The sequence below is a fragment of the Streptomyces roseoverticillatus genome (genome assembly GCF_000719265.1).
In the GTDB taxonomy this organism is placed as follows: domain Bacteria; phylum Actinomycetota; class Actinomycetes; order Streptomycetales; family Streptomycetaceae; genus Streptomyces; species Streptomyces roseoverticillatus.
Map to the genome: position 1 here is coordinate 12,912 of NZ_JOFL01000039.1, position 16,747 is coordinate 29,658.

Sequence of the window (16,747 nt, forward strand, 5' to 3'; positions counted from 1 at the left end):
GAGGCATCCGGTGAGCCAGATCGTGGTCAGTCGTCCCCCGAGGGCCCTGCCGCCGGAGGTGCCCGGCGAGGAGGTCCTCCTGGAGGCGCCGCCGGAGCTGCCGAGGGGCCGTCAGGAGGGGCTGCTGATGCAGCTGCTGCCGACGCTCGGCATGGCCTCGTCGATGGTGTACTTCTTCATGCCGGGCGCCGCCCCGATGATGAAGATCATGGGCGTGCTGATGATGTGCTCGACGCTCGGCATGACCGTCGCGATGATCGTCCGGCACCGGCAGGGCACCCAGGGGCAGACCGCGGACATGCGCCGCGACTACCTCAAGTACTTGTCGCAGACCCGGCGCACCGTGCAGCGCACGGCCAAGGCGCAGCGGGACGCGCAGTTCTACCTGCACCCCTCCCCCGACCAGCTGTGGTCGGTGGTGGCCGAGGGCACGAGGCTGTGGGAACGGCGCGCGAGCGACGATGACTTCGCGCAGGTCCGCGTCGGGCTGGGCACGCAGCAGCTCGCGACGCCGCTGGTGGCGCCCGAGACGGCGCCGATAGACGAGCTGGAGCCGCTGACGACGGGGGCGATGCAGCAGTTCCTGGCGACGCACGGTTCGCTGGACGGCATGCCGGTGGCGCTGTCGTTGCGCGCCTTCTACCACGTGACGCTGTCGGGCGACCCGGAGTCGGTGCACGGGGCGGCGCGGGCCCTGGTGGCGCAGCTGGTGACGCTGCATTCGCCGGACGACCTCGTCGTGGCCGTGGTCTCGGCACGGGGCGCGGCGTCGTACTGGGAGTGGACGAAGTGGCTGCCCCACGTACAGGTGCCCGGGGCGGTGGACGGGGCCGGCGCGAGGCGGCTGATCGGGGACGACCTGGCGGAGCTGGAGGACCTGCTGCGGCCGCGCCTGGAGGGCCGTACGCGCTTCAGCCGGGACGGTCAGCCGGTGCTGGACCAGCCGCACGTGGTGGTCGTGCTGGACGGTGCCTCGGTGTCGGCGGACTCGGTGTTCGCGGCGCCCGAGGGGCTGCAGGGAGTGACCGTCGTCGAGGTGGTGACCGGTGATCTGGGCGAGCCGCGCGGCGGGCTGTCGGTGGTCGTGCAGCCGGGTTCGCTGCGGCTGATGTCGCAGGTCGCGGTCTACGAGGGGATGCCGGACACGCTGGCCATGGAGGCCGCGGAGGCGCTCGCGCGGCAGCTGGCGCCGATGCGCATGGGCGGGGGCGGCGACGGCGACGAGCCGCTGCTGGCGAACCTGGACTTCACCGATCTGCTGGGGCTGGGCGACGCGGGCTCGGTGGAGGTGGCGCGTACGTGGCGGCCGCGGTCGGCGGCGGAGCGGCTGCGGGTGCCGATCGGCGTCAGCGAGGACGGCGCCCCCGTGATGCTGGACCTGAAGGAGGCCGCGCAGGACGGCATGGGGCCGCACGGCCTGTGCGTCGGCGCGACCGGTTCCGGCAAGTCGGAGCTGCTGCGCACGTTGGTCCTGGGGCTCGCGGTCACGCACAGCTCCGAGACGCTGAACTTCGTCCTGGCCGACTTCAAGGGCGGTGCGACGTTCGCGGGCATGTCGGAGATGCCGCACGTGGCCGCCGTGATCACCAACCTCGCCGACGACCTGACGCTGGTCGACCGCATGCGCGACTCGATCACCGGCGAGCTGCAGCGCCGCCAGGAGCTGCTGCGGTCGGCGGGCAACTACGCCAACCTCCACGACTACGAGAAGGCGCGGGCGGCCGGTGCGGCACTGGAGCCGCTGGCTTCACTCGTCCTGGTGATCGACGAGTTCAGCGAGCTGTTGACGGCCAAGCCCGACTTCATCGACATGTTCATCCAGATCGGCCGCATCGGCCGGTCCCTGGGCGTGCACCTGCTGCTGGCCTCGCAGCGGCTGGAGGAGGGCCGGCTGCGCGGCCTGGAGACGTACCTGTCGTACCGGATCGGTCTGCGGACGTTCTCGGCCGCGGAGTCGCGCACGGCGATCGGCGTGCCGGACGCGTACCACCTGCCGTCGGTGCCGGGCTCCGGCTACCTGAAGTTCGGCACGGACGAGATGACGCGCTTCAAGGCGGCGTACGTCTCGGGCACGTACCGGTCGGCCGCCGGCACGGGGCCCCGCACGGGGCCGCTGCCGGTCGACCGCCGCCCCGTGCTGTTCACCGCCGAACCGGTCCCCGTCACCTACACCGACCCGGCGCCCGCGACGCCGTCGTCGCCCGGCCCGGGCGACGACGCGCTGGCCGACACGGTCCTCGACGTGATCGTGCGCCGGCTGGAGGGCCAGGGCCCGCCGGCCCACCAGGTGTGGCTGCCGCCGCTGGACCGGTCCGCGGCCCTCGACGAGCTCCTGCCGCCCCTTTCGGCCGTGCCGGGCCGCGGCCTCACGGCGCCCGGGCATCCGCGCCTCGGCCGCCTCAGCGTCCCGCTCGGCCTGGTCGACAAGCCCTTCGAGCAGCGCCGGGACGTGCTCTACCGCGACTTCTCGGGCGCGGCGGGCAACATGCTCGTCGTAGGCGGGCCGCAGTCAGGTAAGTCGACGCTGATGCGGACGCTGGTGTCGGCCTTCGCACTGACGCACACCCCGGCCGAGGTGCAGTTCTACGGGCTGGACTTCGGCGGCGGCGGCATGAGCGCCATCGAGGGCCTGCCGCACGTGGGCGGCGTGGCGTCCCGGCTCGACCCCGAGCGGGTGCGCCGTACGGTCGCCGAGGTGGCGGGCGTCCTGGCCCGCCGCGAGGAGTACTTCCGGGCGAACGCCATCGACTCGATCGGCACGTTCCGGCGGTTGCGGGCGTCGGGCGAGATCACGGACCAGCCGTGGGGCGACGTCTTCCTCATCGTCGACGGCTGGGCGAGCTTCCGGCAGGAGTACGAGATGCTGGAGGGCCTCGTCGCCGACGTCGCGGCGCGCGGCCTGGGCTACGGCGTCCACCTCGTGGTGACCGCCTCCCGCAACATGGAGGTGCGCGCCTCCCTCAAGGACCAGCTCCTCAACCGGCTCGAACTGCGCCTCGGCGACACCATGGACTCGGAGTTCGACCGCAAGGTCGCCGCCAACGTCCCCGCCGGGGTGCCCGGCCGCGGCCAGCTCCCCGAAAAGCTCCACTTCATGGCCGCCGTGCCCCGCATCGACTCCGACAGCGACCCCGAGACCCTCACCGACGGCACCGCCGCCATGGTGCGCGCCGTCAGCGAGGCGTGGGGCGGCCCCACCGCGCCCGGAGTGCGGCTCCTGCCGCGCCGGCTGCGCGCCGACGACCTTCCCAAGGGATTCGAGCAACCGCAGCACGGCGTGGCCTTCGGCATCGACGAGACCAACCTGGAGCCGGTCTTCGTCGACTTCGAGACGGACCCGTTCTTCCTCGTCTTCGGCGAGAGCGAGTCCGGCAAGACCGCCCTGCTGCGCCTCCTGGCCAAGCAGATCACGGAGCGGTACAGCCCCGACGAGGCGAAGATCGTGGTCGGCGACTACCGCCGGACGCTCCTGGACGTCGTCCCCGCCACGCACCTGCTGGAGTACGCGCCGGTCGCCTCGGCCCTGACGGTGCACGCCGACGCCCTCAACCGCCTCATGGAGCGGCGCTCCCCGCAGCCCGACATCACGCCGCAGCAGCTGCGCGACCGCAGCTGGTGGTCGGGCCCGCGGTTCTTCGTCATCATCGACGACTACGAGCTCGTCTCCACCAGCAGCGGGAACCCGCTCGCCGTCCTCACCGAGAACCTGCCCTTCGCGCGCGACGTCGGCGTGCGCTTCATCATCGCGCGCAGCTCGGCGGGCGCGTCCCGGTCGATGTACGAGACCTTCATGCAGCGGGTGAAGGAGCTGGGCCCCCAGGGCGTGCTCCTGTCCGGCGACCCGGGCGAGGGCGACCTGCTCGGCGGCGTGCGGCCGCACCAGATGCCGCCGGGGCGCGGGTACTTCGTGTCGCGGAAGCGGGGAGTGCCGCTGGTGCAGGTGGGGTGGCTGCCCGAGGAAGTGTGAGGGGCGGGGCGGCGTGAGGCGCAGGGGTGGCGAATTCACCGCCGCCCCGTGCGCGACCGGCCGGTGCTACGGGCCGGCACGACCGTCCCGGAACGCCTGCCTATACCACTTCGCGCCACGCCACGGGCATTCTGCGAGTACCGTCCCGGAACCAACTCTGTGGTGGATCCATCCGGAGTACGCTGCTCACGACTGTTGCCCCCGTGGGCGTCAACTGGCGTGGCGCCTACGGATATCCGGCGGAATTGCGCACCGAAAGGCGGCCCCTGCTCCATGGACGAACACGAGAAGGACGAGCTCTACGCCCGTGACATCTCCGGTCTCGAATGGCTGAGCGCGCCCGAGGCCAAAGACGACGAGGAGCGCGTCGAGATCGCCTACTTCTCCGATGGCGCAGTGGCGATGCGGTCCTCGACCGACCACGAAACCGTCCTGCGCTACACCCCGGCCGAGTGGCGGGCCTTCGTGCTGGGTGCGCGTGACGGCGAGTTCGATCTCAAGTAATCCGGCGGGCAAACACGCAGGGGGTGGGCAGCCAGTGCCCCGGCTGCCCACCCCCTGCGTGCGGCCATACGGCCCGTCAGCGGCTGGTTCAGCAGCTCGCTCAAAGCCTGCCTCAGTAGCCTGGCTCAGTAGCTGATGTCGAAGAGCTGCGAGGCCTTCTTGTCGGTCGCGTGGAAGTGCTCGCCACCCTTAAGAACGAGGTCCGCGACCTGCTTGAGCGTCGCATGGATGTGCGCGCTCCGCTTACGGAACTCGGCATCCACCTGCAGCATCATCTGGTGGGCCTCACCGTGCCAGCCTGCTGCGACCTTTTCCACGGCGGCGCGCATGTCCTCGAGCTCCCGCTCGATCACACCAGAGGCCTTCTTGATGTCGTCGTGCGCGGTCGTCAGGGAGCTGTAGCGGACTACAAGCTCTCCACCCTGGTCTGCCATGTGTCCCCACCCTTTGTGGTGTCGTTCGTCGGTCGAAAGTGAATCGGGACCGGCGGGCGCGGACGCCCGGGCCGGTTCAGTGGAGGTCGATCTTGCTGGGCGGCGGCGTGCCGTGGCCGCCGCCGGCGCCCCCGTGCGAGGAACCGCCGCCGTTGACGTCGACGCCCCTCATCTGGGCGGCGATCTCCGCGTCGGTCGCCCCGGAGGAGCGGTGCGTCAGGACGACGGCCTCCCGCACGCGGTCGATCATCCGGCGCACGCGGTCGTGCTCGTCGTTCAGGTCTTTCTGCGCCTTGCGGAAGGCCTGGTGGGCCTCGCCCTTCCACGAGCCGCCGTCCAGCGTGGCGATGACGTTCGCCAGCTGGCGCACGTTGGCCGAGAAATGTCCGCTGGTCTTGTCGATGGCGTCCGTGAAGGTCTTGAACGCCTCGTCAGTGACCTTGTGACTGTCCTTCTCCGAACCCGACATGTTCCGCCTTTCCCCCGAAGGGCCTGTCTTCCGATTGTGTAAATGACGCCGGACACCGGCAGTGCGGGGCGGGGCGACGCCGGCGCCGGATCGCGTGCCGTGCACCGTCCCGTGGTCGGCGCGCCCACCGCCCGGTCACCGCTTCGAGCCCTCCCCTGGTGCGCCCGCGAGGGCGCTCATGTCACTCTAGCCACTCACGGCGCGTGCCCCAACCACGTACATACCAGGTCTGTTTGGCAGTCGTGACATATCGTCATAGATCTCGCGGGCCGGGCAGCCCCCGGCGCCGCCGGTAGTCCCGGGCCACGACGGCCGCCCCCGCGATCGTCGCGACGAGCACGGCCACCCCTCCCAGGACGTACGTGGCGAGGCGTTCCTTCCGCTGCTGCGGGGACTCCCCCGCGGCGAGCGGGGCCACGTCGGGGGCCCGTACGTTGCGCGCCTGGGGCTTGGCCGGCGTGACGCGGTCGAGCGGGTGGGCGTCCTCGGTGAGGGCGCGGACCGGGTCGACGACGCCCCAGCCGATGTAACGGTCGTGGCCGTTGGTGGCGCGCTCCGCGGTCTGCTCGATCTGGGCCACGACCTGGTGCTGCTTCCAGTCGGGGTGCTTGGCGCGGATGAGGGCGGCGACGCCGGCCACGTACGGGGCGGAGAAGCTGGTGCCGTTGTCGACGCACTGGCCGCCCAGGGGAACGGTGGAGACCATCTCGACGCCGGGCGCGGCGACGCCCACGAACTCGCCGGGCTGCGAGAAGGAAGCGCGCTCGTTGTTGCGGTCGGACGCGGCCACCGCCAGGACGCCCTTGTACGCGGCGGGGTAGGTCTCCTTGACCTCACCGCTGAGGCCGTCGTTGCCCGCCGAGGCGACCACGACGACGTCTTTGTCCAGGGCGTCCTTGACGGCGAGTTCGAGGTCGGAGTCGGGGCGCAGGGCCTTCGTCGTGTCCTGGGAGATGTTGATGACGCGCGCTCCGGCGGCGACGGCCAGGCCGATGCCCTGGGCGAGAGTGCGGGACGTGCCCGTGCCCTTCTCGTCGTTCTGGCGGATCGGGATGATGACCGACTCCGGGGCGATGCCGGCGAAGCCGCTGCCGGGAGCCGGGCGGGCCGCGATGATGCCCGCGACCTTGGTGCCGTGGCCCACGAGGTCGAGGGTCGGATCGGGCTTCGGCTTCTCGGGCTCCTTCTCCGGCGGCTTCTCCGGGCTCTTCTCGGGGCTCTTGGACGGACTCGGCTCCGGGGACTTCTCCGGCTTCCCGGACGCGTTCTTGTCGCCCGCCGACGGGCTCGGCGACGCACCGGGCGACGGCGAGCTCTTGTCCTTCTTGTGGTCCTTCGCCCCTGCGGCGGGGCTGGGGGACGGCCCGGGCGCGGGTGCCTGGGGCCCATCCTTCGCGTCCGCCCTCACTCCGGTCCCGTCCTTGGCGACGCCGGCCGTGGTGCCGTCCTTGGCCGCCTCCGGCATGCCGGTGAGCAGGTCGGCTCCGCTCTCGGCGTCGACAGCACCCTTCAGCTGCGGGTTCTTGACGTCGACGCCCGTGTCGATGACGGCCACACGGACCGGCCGGCCGGCGCTGTCCCGGCCCTTGGTGTCCTGCCAGAGGCGGTCGAGCAGGATCCGCTGGAGGGACCAGGGAGTGCCTTTGATGGGCTTGGCGGGGTAGGTGCACTCACCACTGCCGTCCAGGTTCACCGGCACGGGGGAGGCCTCATGCGGGGGTACGGCACCCCTCCCCGCGGCAGGGGACGTCACCACGGCTGCGGATGCGGCCGTCACGCTCACGGTGAGTGCCGCCGACAGGGCGAGAGCGAGTGCTGTGGTGGTTCGTGGCATCAGCTGTCTCACGATCCCTGCGGCTGCTTGGCGCTGTTGGTGTCCAGCCGCGGCCCCGTCGGCAGGAACTGGGACCAGTTCGCCGGCACCGGCAGGGGATCGACCTTTCCGTAGCCGAGCCTGGTGCGTGCCTGGTCGGTCTCGGCGGGGCCGGCGGATCCGGCGGTGTCCGCCGCCCCGTGCGGCGCCTCATGCGGCGTCTCGGCCGGGCCGTCGGGGCCCACCGACGGGGTGACCTTCTCACCGATCTTCGACTTGCCCGCGCCGCTGTCGCTGTTGGACTGGACCGCGTAGCGCAGCCCCGTGTCGGTGACGAGGAAGACCGATCCGCTGTTGGTCTGGCGCCCCGTGACCTGCCGGTAGAGGAGCCCGGAGCCCGGGGTGACGTACGCACTGGTGGCGCCGTCCGGGATCGTCGCCGGGTACTCGGTGCCCGCCCAGGTGGCGAGTTCGGGGGTGCCGCCCGCGGACATGCCCCCGAAGATGCTGCACACGGTGTTCTTGGCGGCGTCGCCGGCCCCGGTGAAGTTCGCCTGCCGGGGCACCGTGGCGGGCCAGTGGTACTGCCCGTAGAACTCGTCCTCCGCCGGGGTGAAGGCGGCCGCGCTCACCCGCTCGGGCACGCCGGCCTGACCGAGCTCCGCCAGCTTCCTGCTGTTCAGGAGCAGCTTGGCCACGAGCGGCGAGACGCGCTGGACCTTGCCGCGGAGCACGACGTAGTTCTGGGTGCCGCTGCCGGTGGGTGCTTCGAGGACGGTGCCGACGCGGTCGGCCTTGCCCGGCAGGGTGCCGATGCCCGCGTTCGCGCCGATGTCGCCGCCGGTCTCCGGGAAGACGATGGGCGCGCCGTCGTGCAGGGTGTCCAGCCAGTCCTTGGTGACGGGCTGGGCGCGGGCCCCGTCGTTGAAGACGGAGCGGAGCAGCAGGTTGTGGTCGGAGGCGTCGGCGGACCGCCAGTCGTCACCGCCGAGCAAGTACTTGGTGCCCTGGGGGTCCACGAGATAGCGGGCCCCGTCCGGCCCCTGCACGTACAGGGCCTGGTTGCCTCGCAGGCGCTGTTCGCCGGTGAGCTTCTTCAGCTTCGGGTCGCGCCCGGCGAAGAGGAAGACGGCCTTCTGGGTGGTCCGCCCCGTGCCGCCGGGCTGCTCGCAGACGGCCCACTGCTTCTGCTTGCCCGCCTCGTCGGCGCCGGGCATGCGGTCGGGAGCGTACGGGATGCCGAGCGTGGGGCCGCGCGGGATGTGGCCGTTGTCGAGCTCCTCCTCCTTCACCTTGATGACACTGGACTTGTCGGGGGCCAGGAGCAGCTTCGCGGAGGCGAAGTTGAGGACGGGGTGCAGCTGCTTCTTGTCGTCCGTCGTCAGGACGACGTAGCGGGTGGTGGACTGGCTGCCGACGATGACGTGTGCGGCCTCGTCGTCCCAGCCTTTGGGTGCGGTCGGCCGGAACATGCCCCAGGCGCCGAAGCCTGCGACCAGCACCGCCCCGGCGACGAGGCCGGGCAGGACCGCGCGCAGGGGGCGGGGCGCTCCCTCCTCCGTCCCGTTGGGCGAAGGCTGCAGGAAGGCCGCGATCGTGCGCTTCCTCGCGAAGATGTAGGCGTTGAGCTCATCCCGCCGTGATGCCATGTGTAGCCGCTCTCTCCTCTGGTCGTCGGCGTCGGTCGACAGGCGCTGCGCTTGGTCGGGTTGTCGTACCGGCCCCTACTATGCCGGTAGGGATCAGCGCGGCTGTCAGGGCATGCCGCTGATCGGATTCCCGGCCGGCCCATGGAGGCGGCCGGAGACGGCTGAGGGGGCTGTGACGGGCATGGGTGCCGCAACGCAGGTGCGGGCGCGGGGCAATGGCGCGCCCGGGGCGATCGCAGTCGCCCCGCGGGCCTCGGCACGGGGCGGGGGCACCGGCCCGGTGCGCCTGCAGCAGCTGGTGCTGATCGAGGTCGCCGCGGGCCTCGTGCTGCTCGGGTGGGCGGCCGGCCCGCTGCTGCTCGCGCCGGCTGCCGTGGTGGCTGTGGTGCTGGTGCTGCTCGCGCTGGTGCCGCTGGGTCAGCGGCCGGTGGCCGAGTCGCTGCTGGCCTCGCTGACGCTGCGCACCCGCATCCGGCGCGCGGTACCGGCCGACGCGGGCACGGACCCGGCGATCGCTCCGGTCGTGGAGTGCGAACCGGCCCTGCGGACGAGCACGTTCACGGACCGCGGGCAGCGGGCGGTCGGCCTCGTGGGGGACGGCACGTTCGTGACGGCTGTGCTGCGCGTCGACGCCGTGGATGCGCCGCTGCGCCCCATGCGGACGGAAAAGGCGCTGCCGCTGACTTTGTTGCGGGACGCTTTGGACGTCGACGGCATCCGGCTGGAATCCGTGCAGGCGGTGCAGAACACCCTGCCGGCGCCGGCCCCGCACCTGCCTTCGGAGGCGCTGGCCGCGCGGAACTACGCGCCGCTCCAGGCCCTGTCCGGAGCCCCCGCGGTACGGACGACATGGGTCGCCCTCAAGCTCGACCCCGAGCTGTGCCCGGAGGCGGTCGAGGCGCGCGGCGGGGGCGAGGAGGGCGCGCGCCGCTGTGTGCTGCGCGCGGCGGACCAGCTGGCGAGCCGGCTGCAGGGGGCCGGGTTCCGGGCGGTGCTGCTGTCCGAGGAGGAGCTGACGGCCGCGCTGTCCACGGCGGCGAACGTCAACCCTGTGGCCTCCGCGCAGGCCGCGCGATCCGCCACGCCCGCACGGCGCACGCTGGAGAGCTCCCGGGCACTGCGGTGCGACGACCGGTGGCACACGACGTACTGGCTGGCGCGCTGGCCGCAGCTCGGGCCGGGAGCCGTGCCGCTGCCGCAGCTCGCCGCGATGCTCACCTCGCTGCCCGCCCTGTCGACGACGCTGAGCCTGACGCTGGGGCGCGGAGGCCTGCGCAACGGGCGTCATGCGCCGACGGTGACCGCGCACGTCCGGGTGACAGGGCGCAGCTCCGACGAACTGGCCGCGACGCGACGGGAACTGGAGCGTGCGGCGCGCACCGCACGGACCGGCCTCGTGCGGCTCGACCACGAGCAGGTGCCCGGCATGCTCGCCACTCTGCCCCTGGGAGGTACGCGCTGATGGCCACCACTACGCCCTCCTCCCCTGCGGTCCCCGGTTCGCCCGCCGCCGCCCGTACCGGGTGGCTACGGGCCGGGCGCGGGCTGCTCGGGCCACGCCGCGGCCGGCACGAGCTCGCCGCCGAGGAGTTCGAGGCGCTGGCCCTGCCCGTCGGTGACGACGGTGTGGTCATCGGCACCGACCCGCATGAGGCGCCCGCGGTCCTCGGGGTGGCCCGCCCCGTGCCGTTCGACGCCGTCCTGATCGGCGGCGCCTGGACGGCCCAGGTGATCGCCCTGCGGACGGCCGGTACCGGGGCTCGGATCGCCGTGGAGACCGGCCGCCGCGGGCTGTGGACCGCGCTCGCCCAGGCCGCCAACGGCGGGCAGCCGTGCGTGACCCTGCACGACGTCGGCCGGGTGCCGCCGCAGGGCCCGTCGGTGCACAGCCCGGTGCTGGTCGTGCGCGACTGCGGCGTACGGCCGCCCCGGGGCCGGGTCGTGACCGCGCCCTGGCAGTCGGTCTTGACGCTGCTCCCCTACGTGGGGCCGGACGCCCCACGCCTGCTGGGCGGTGTCGGTGTCGTCGGCATCCAGCGGGTCTCGCCGCAGGAGGCGGAGCTGCTCGGCCGGCTCCTGGGGCTGCCTCAGGCCGACATCGAGGCGCTGCCCACGCTTCCGGAGACGGTGACGCTGTGGTGCGCCCGGGGGGCGTGGACGTACGTCGACGTGCGGGCGACGGAGGCCGAGACGAGGCTGCTGGGCGCCCCGCGCCGCATGGACTGACGGACCGCCTTACGACTGCGTCAAAGGGGCGCGCACCGGTCGGTGCGCGCCCCTTTGACCGTGCCGCCGGTCCGCCGGACCGGCCGGCCGTGTCAGCCCTTGCCGAGGACGAGAAGCAGCTTGTCGTCGCCGCCCTCCGGGCCGCTGTCCGACAGACGCGTGGCGGCGATGACAAGGCGGTCGCCCTCGTACAAGTACTTGGCGCGGAAGAACCGGCTCTCGGCCTGCAGGGTGGCCTGCGGGGCCTGCAGCACGGGCTTCGGCTCGCCGTCGGGGCCGACGCTCACCACGGCGCCGGCCTTGTCGTACGAGGGCCTCTGGTACGCGAAGACCTTGTCCCCCTCGGCCCGGATCGGCATGAGTTCGGGCTTGGTCTTCTTCGACGCCCACTTGCGCTTGCCGGTGTCGAGGTCGAAGGCGTGGATCTCGTTGCCGTCCGAGTAGCTGTTCTCGCCTCCGGTCGGCAGGTAGAGGGTGCTGTCGGTCGCGGCGACGCCCTGGCAGCCGCCCAGGTCGTGCCCCGTGATCGACCCGCCGCAGGTCGGCGTGTACGACTCCTTGCCGAGGTCGATGACCGAGCGCTCCTTGCCGTCCTTGAGGGCGATGACGCCGCCGGACTTCTCGTCCTCCGACTCGAGGGAGACGACGGCCGGCTCGGTGGAGTAGATCTTCTGGGTACTGAGCCCCTTGCGGCCGTCGTACGTCCACTCCGGCTTGCCCGTGGAGGTGTCGAGCTTCTCGATGTGCGACGTGTGGTCGCTGACGCAGTGCCACGAACGCAGCATCGCCTTGCCGCCCGCGAAGCCGTCGACGGAACAGCCGGCCTCCAGCCCGGGGGTGGGAATGGGCTCCCCGTCGCTCACCTGGACCATGCCGGAGCCGCCGAACCACGCGGCACCGACGGCGTTGCCGCTGAGGGCCATGTCGAGGCCGATGAAGCTCTCGGCGAACCCGCCCGACTTGGGGATCGGCTTGTCCCAGCCCTTCTTGCCCTCCTTGAGGTCGAGCATGGCGTAGTTGCCGCAGGAGTCCTTCTCGCCGATGTCGTACGCCACCACGACCTTGCCGTCGTCGGTGACGTTCGCGGGCGCCGCGCAGACCCTCTTGGGCAGCGTGATGGTCCACTTCTCCTTGCCGTCGGAGGTGGAGTAGGCGATGACCTTCTCCTGGACGGTCTTGACGACGTAGTCGCCGAACACCCACACCCCGGGCACCGCGGAGCCCGCGCGCTCGACCTGAGGGCCGTTCTGGTCGACGAGGACCTTGGCCTCGCCGGCCCGGCGGCCTTCGTTGGGGTCGTCCCCGCCGTCGCGCGGGCCCGCCGTGCCGCCGCTGTCGCCGCCGGTGCTCTCCTTCGGCTTCGGCGTGGGCGAGGCACTGTGGTGCGCCTCCGGCCGGTCAGAGCCGCTACCACCGCCTGCCAGGGCCCATACGCCGCCTCCGGCGGCGAGCAGGACGGCGACGGCCGCGCCGATGACGACAGCCGTCCTCCTCCCGCCCGGGGCGCCGGCAGGGGGCATGGGGTGCGGCGGGGCGCCGAAGGGCTGCCCGGGGGGCGGATAGGCGCCGTACGGGCCCGGTTGCGGCTGCTGCGCGTACGGGTTCGGGTTCGGCGGCGGGAAGGGGGCGGGGGCCGGCGGGGCGCCGGGGGCCGTGGGGCCGCCCCATGCGGCTTGCACGGGCGGGGTGCCGGGCGGAGGCGGCGTGGGGGGAGCCGCCGGGGGCAGTGGCGGCTGGACGGGCTGCTGGGCAGGGGCATGGGGCGGGGCCTGAGGCCGGGCACCGGGCGGAACCTGAGGCGCAGTCTGGGCGGGGGCCTGAGGCTGGGCATGGGGCGCATCCGGGGCCGGTGCCTGGGGCGCGGCGTGGGGCGGGGCCTGAGGCGCGGCATGGGGCGCATCCGTCGGCGGGGCCTGAGGCGGCTGCTGCGGAGTCTTCGGGGCCGGGTCCTGTGGTGCGCCGGATCCGCCCTTGGGAGGCTCGTTCGGCGGCATCGGTGGGGACTGGGGCGGCTGGACCATCAGCGCATACCTCTTGTGTGCGGGGCCCGTCGCGCGTTTCGGCCTCCCCCCGCGATCCGGACGGAATGCATTGACCATTCAGCCGGAAAGGAGCGAATCGGGCGCGGATCCCGCGCTGTTGTGACACTCGAGCGGGAAATCTTTGTATCACTGGACTCCCGCGCCCCACCGGTCCGGTTGCTCCGGCACGGGGCCGCAGGTGACGCACGGGGCGGCCGGTGGGGCGGGGGCGGGCCTGCCCCGGCGGTGCGTATGGCGATTAGGCTGGGTGCGTGTACGGACGGGGGACCTCCACGGCATCCCCCGTCGCAAACGGGGGACCCCCGGGCGGTCGGACGACGGGAACGGTCGGGCCCGACAGGCATTTCATGGGCGCTAGACCACACCAGGAGGCAATGTGAGCAGCGATCGGGACGAGATCCGCGCAGGCGGGTCCGCAGCCGGCGAGGACCGGTCCGACGCCGGTCACGAGCAGGAAACCGACAGCACGGGCGAGTTCACCATCGACTACACGCCCCCTGCCTGGTACACGCAGAACGCCTCCTCCGCCGTGACGCCGGCGGCGGGGCAAGGCGGCGCCGGGGGTGACGTGCAGCCGGTCCTGCCGCCCCCGCCTTCGGGTGAACCGCTGCCGATGCCGCCTTCGGCACCCGAGGACCGGAACAACCGCACGGAGCCCGCTGCCGGGGCCTCCTCCACTTCCGCCGTTCCTTCCGCGGAAGATGGAGTCAACAGCCCTGCCACGATGCGGTTCTCCGCGGCGGCGGCGCAGGCAGAGGCCGCGGCGGCGCAGACCGCCGCAGTGGTGTCCGACGCACAGAACCCGGCAGCCGGGGGCCTCACCGGCGCGGCGCCTGCCGCGGGTGACGTCTCCGCCCCGGGTGACAACGCCGACTCGGCCGGCCCGCACGGGGCCGACGCCGAGGCGGGCACGGGGCAGGCGCATGAGGCCGACGGGGGCCACGACGCACCGCCCCACGCCGGGTCCGGCGCGAACCCGTCGGCGGACGGCAGCACTTCCTCCGCGGGCAGCGCTGTCAGCGAGGACCGGAAGGCAGAAGCCGAACAGGGATCGGGAGCAGCTTCGTCCGTGACTGCTGCGGGTTCCCCGGCCGCCGAGGGCGGCTCGGGGGCAGCCTCGGCTTCCGAGAGCGCGGACCCTGCCGCCTCCGAGACCGAGGTCGCCGCCTCACGCCCCGAGGGCACCATGCGGTTCTCCGCCACCGCTCCGCGGGACAGGGTTGCCGATGGGGCCGGGCAGTCGGCGGAGACGGGACAGGACGCGCAGGGAGCCCCGTGGGCCCCGCCGTCGGTCCCCCAGGCCGCACTGCCCCCTCTCCCCCCGGACTTCGCCCCGGCGGCACCGGCCCCGGCGCCTGGACCGGACGCGCAGCCGCCGTCCGACGCCCCTGCGCCGCCTCACGCGGCCCCGCAGAGCTTCCCGCCCGCCCCGGCCCCGTACGGTGCGCCCCAGGCCCACCAGGGCGGTTCCGGCGTGCCTGCGGCCGGCGGTGCGCAGCAGGCCCCTGCGGAGCCCCAGGCGGCCGCGCACGGGGCCGGTGGCGCCCCCGTGCCTCCGCACGGAGGAGCGCCGGCTTCCTACCCGCCGGCGCCGCCCCTCCCGCAGCCGGACGCCCGGACCGCACCGGTCCCGCCCGCGCCGAACGCCCCGGCGCCGCAGGACGGATACGGGTACCCGCGCCCCGACGCGCACGGCGCCCCCGTACCGCCGCCCCTCGACGGCTCCCCGCGCCCCGACGCCCAGCAGCTCCCCGCAGCGCCGGCACCGTATGCGGCCGCCCCGGCCCCGCAGGACGGCTACGGGTACCCGCGCCCTGAGGTGCACGAGGCGCCTGCCCCCGCGCCCTATGCCTTCCCTCCGGCGCCCCATGTGCAGCCGCAGCAGCCCTCCGTCCTGCCTCCCGCGCAGAACGCGGCCGCCCCGGCACCGCAGGGCCTCACCAACCCGCATGAGGCCCCCGCGCTGCAGGCACCGAACGCCCCAGCACTGCAGGGTGGTTACGGGTACCCGCGCCCGGACGCCGCCGCGCCCCATGCCCCCGCGCCTTATGCCCCAGTGCCCCCTGCGCTCGACGGTGCCCCTCGCGCCGACGTGAACGGTGCCCCCGTACCGCCGTCCCTCGACGGCTCCCCGCGCCCCGACGCCCAGCAGCCCCCCGCGGCGCCGGCGCCCCACGCCGAAGCGCAGCAACTCCCTCACGTCCAGAACGGCTTCAGCGGCTCTCCCGCACTGCCCCCGGCCGCGCAGGCGCAGCCAGGCCCCACGGGCGGGCATGAGGCGGCTGCAGCGCCCGCCCCCTACCCGTACCCGTACGCCGACGGCAGCGGCCTCCCGCCCGCCCCGGACGGAGCACAGGGCGGGCTGCCCAACGACCCGCGCGCCGGGGGCTGGCCCACGGTGACGCCGGAGCAGCGGCAGCGTTCCGTGCACGGGGCCCCGCTCGGGTTCACCGCTTCCATGGAGCTGTCCTCGGAGCGGCTGCTGCGCAGCAAGCCGAAGCCGAAGAAGCAGATCGCCACGCCCCGCTTCAAGTTCGGCGGGAAGAAGGAGGAGGCGGAGCGGCAGCGCAAGCTGGAGCTGATCCGTACGCCCGTCCTCTCCTGCTACCGGATCGCCGTGATCAGCCTCAAGGGCGGCGTCGGCAAGACGACCACGACCACCGCGCTCGGCGCGACGCTCGCCAGCGAGCGCCAGGACAAGATCCTCGCGATCGACGCCAACCCCGACGCGGGCACGCTGGGCCGCCGCGTGCGGCGCGAGACGGGCGCGACGATCCGTGACCTCGTCTCGGCGATCCCCAGCCTGCACAGCTACATGGACATCCGCCGGTACACCTCGCAGGCGCCCTCCGGCCTGGAGATCATCGCCAACGACGTGGACCCGGCGGTCTCCACGACCTTCAACGACGAGGACTACCGGCGGGCGATAGACCTGCTGGGCCGGCAGTACCCGGTCATCCTCACCGACTCGGGCACCGGTCTCCTCTACAGCGCCATGCGCGGCGTCCTCGACCTCGCCGACCAGCTGATCATCGTCTCCACGCCGTCCGTCGACGGCGCGAGCAGCGCCAGCACCACGCTCGACTGGCTCCATGCGCACGGCTACGCCGATCTCGTCTCGCGCAGCGTCACGGTCATCTCCGGGGTCCGCGAAACCGGCAAGATGATCAAGGTCGAGGACATCGTGTCGCACTTCGAGCAGCGGTGCCGCGGCGTGGTCGTCGTCCCGTTCGACGAGCACCTGGCGACCGGCGCCGAGGTCGACCTGGAGATGATGCGGCCGAAGACGCGTGAGGCGTACTTCAACCTCTCGGCCATGGTCGCGGAGGACTTCACCCGGGCCCAGCAGCAGCGCGGCGTGTGGGGCGGGGAGCCCGCACCACAGCAGCCGCAGCAGCCGCATGCCGCCCCCATGGGGCAGATGCCCGCCGCCCCGTACGCCCCGGAGCAGGCCCAGCAGCCCGGCCAGCCGGCTCCCGGTCCGTACCACCCCTACGGCCCGCAGGGCCCCTACGGAGGCGCGCAGCCGCCCCAGCAGCCGGGCCCGTACCCGCAGCAGGGGCAGCCCGGCGCGCCGGCCGGGTACGGCTACCCGCAGCAGTAGCACCGCACGGAGCGGAGCACGAGGAGGGCCCCATGCGGC

10 protein-coding genes are annotated in these 16,747 nt (G+C 73.2%); 5 read left to right on the plus strand and 5 right to left on the minus strand.

What is annotated here, in order from left to right; all coding sequences use genetic code 11:
* Positions 1-10: 10 nt before the first annotated feature.
* Both IF61_RS0130625 and IF61_RS0130630 read left to right on the plus strand, forming a co-directional pair.
* Entirely contained in the window at positions 11-3,967 is a 3,957-nt protein-coding gene (locus IF61_RS0130625) for a type VII secretion protein EccC (protein WP_030369816.1), read from the plus strand.
* A gap of 273 nt (positions 3,968-4,240) precedes the next feature.
* A complete protein-coding gene (locus IF61_RS0130630; protein ID WP_030369817.1) occupies positions 4,241-4,471 on the plus strand; it encodes a DUF397 domain-containing protein in 231 nt (76 codons plus the stop codon).
* A gap of 125 nt (positions 4,472-4,596) precedes the next feature.
* Here the strand turns inward: IF61_RS0130630 and IF61_RS0130635 are convergent, their stop codons facing one another.
* The 4 genes from IF61_RS0130635 to eccB all read right to left on the minus strand — a co-directional run bounded on the left by IF61_RS0130635 (position 4,597) and on the right by eccB (position 8,836).
* Positions 4,597-4,905, minus strand: coding sequence for a WXG100 family type VII secretion target (locus tag IF61_RS0130635; protein ID WP_030369818.1), 309 nt, complete (start codon positions 4,903-4,905; stop codon positions 4,597-4,599).
* A 76-nt stretch (positions 4,906-4,981) separates the two neighbouring features.
* Positions 4,982-5,374 carry a WXG100 family type VII secretion target gene (locus IF61_RS0130640; protein WP_052393302.1) on the minus strand — a complete coding sequence of 131 codons (393 nt, stop codon included), beginning with the start codon at positions 5,372-5,374 and terminating at the stop codon, positions 4,982-4,984.
* Between the two features lie 253 nt (positions 5,375-5,627).
* Entirely contained in the window at positions 5,628-7,208 is a 1,581-nt protein-coding gene (mycP, locus tag IF61_RS34855) for a type VII secretion-associated serine protease mycosin (RefSeq protein ID WP_078660640.1), read from the minus strand.
* 8 nt (positions 7,209-7,216) lie between these two features.
* Positions 7,217-8,836 carry a type VII secretion protein EccB gene (gene eccB, locus IF61_RS0130650; RefSeq protein ID WP_030369821.1) on the minus strand — a complete coding sequence of 540 codons (1,620 nt, stop codon included), beginning with the start codon at positions 8,834-8,836 and terminating at the stop codon, positions 7,217-7,219.
* Positions 8,837-9,017: 181 nt separating this feature from the next.
* Here eccB and eccE point away from each other — a divergent pair, with 181 nt between their 5' ends.
* Positions 9,018-10,298, plus strand: coding sequence for a type VII secretion protein EccE (gene eccE, locus IF61_RS0130655; RefSeq protein WP_078660641.1), 1,281 nt, complete (start codon positions 9,018-9,020; stop codon positions 10,296-10,298).
* Positions 10,298-11,062, plus strand: a complete 765-nt coding sequence (locus tag IF61_RS0130660; RefSeq protein WP_030369823.1) for a hypothetical protein — start codon at positions 10,298-10,300, stop codon at positions 11,060-11,062. Before eccE ends, IF61_RS0130660 begins: the two co-directional genes overlap by 1 nt.
* 92 nt (positions 11,063-11,154) lie before the next feature.
* On the opposite strand, the gene IF61_RS32935 is transcribed toward IF61_RS0130660, so the two are convergent.
* A complete protein-coding gene (locus IF61_RS32935; RefSeq protein WP_052393303.1) occupies positions 11,155-12,741 on the minus strand; it encodes an outer membrane protein assembly factor BamB family protein in 1,587 nt (528 codons plus the stop codon).
* A gap of 739 nt (positions 12,742-13,480) precedes the next feature.
* On the opposite strand from IF61_RS32935, the gene IF61_RS0130670 reads away from it, so the two are divergent.
* Positions 13,481-16,708 carry an SCO5717 family growth-regulating ATPase gene (locus tag IF61_RS0130670; protein ID WP_030369825.1) on the plus strand — a complete coding sequence of 1,076 codons (3,228 nt, stop codon included), beginning with the start codon at positions 13,481-13,483 and terminating at the stop codon, positions 16,706-16,708.
* Positions 16,709-16,747 lie beyond the last annotated feature (39 nt).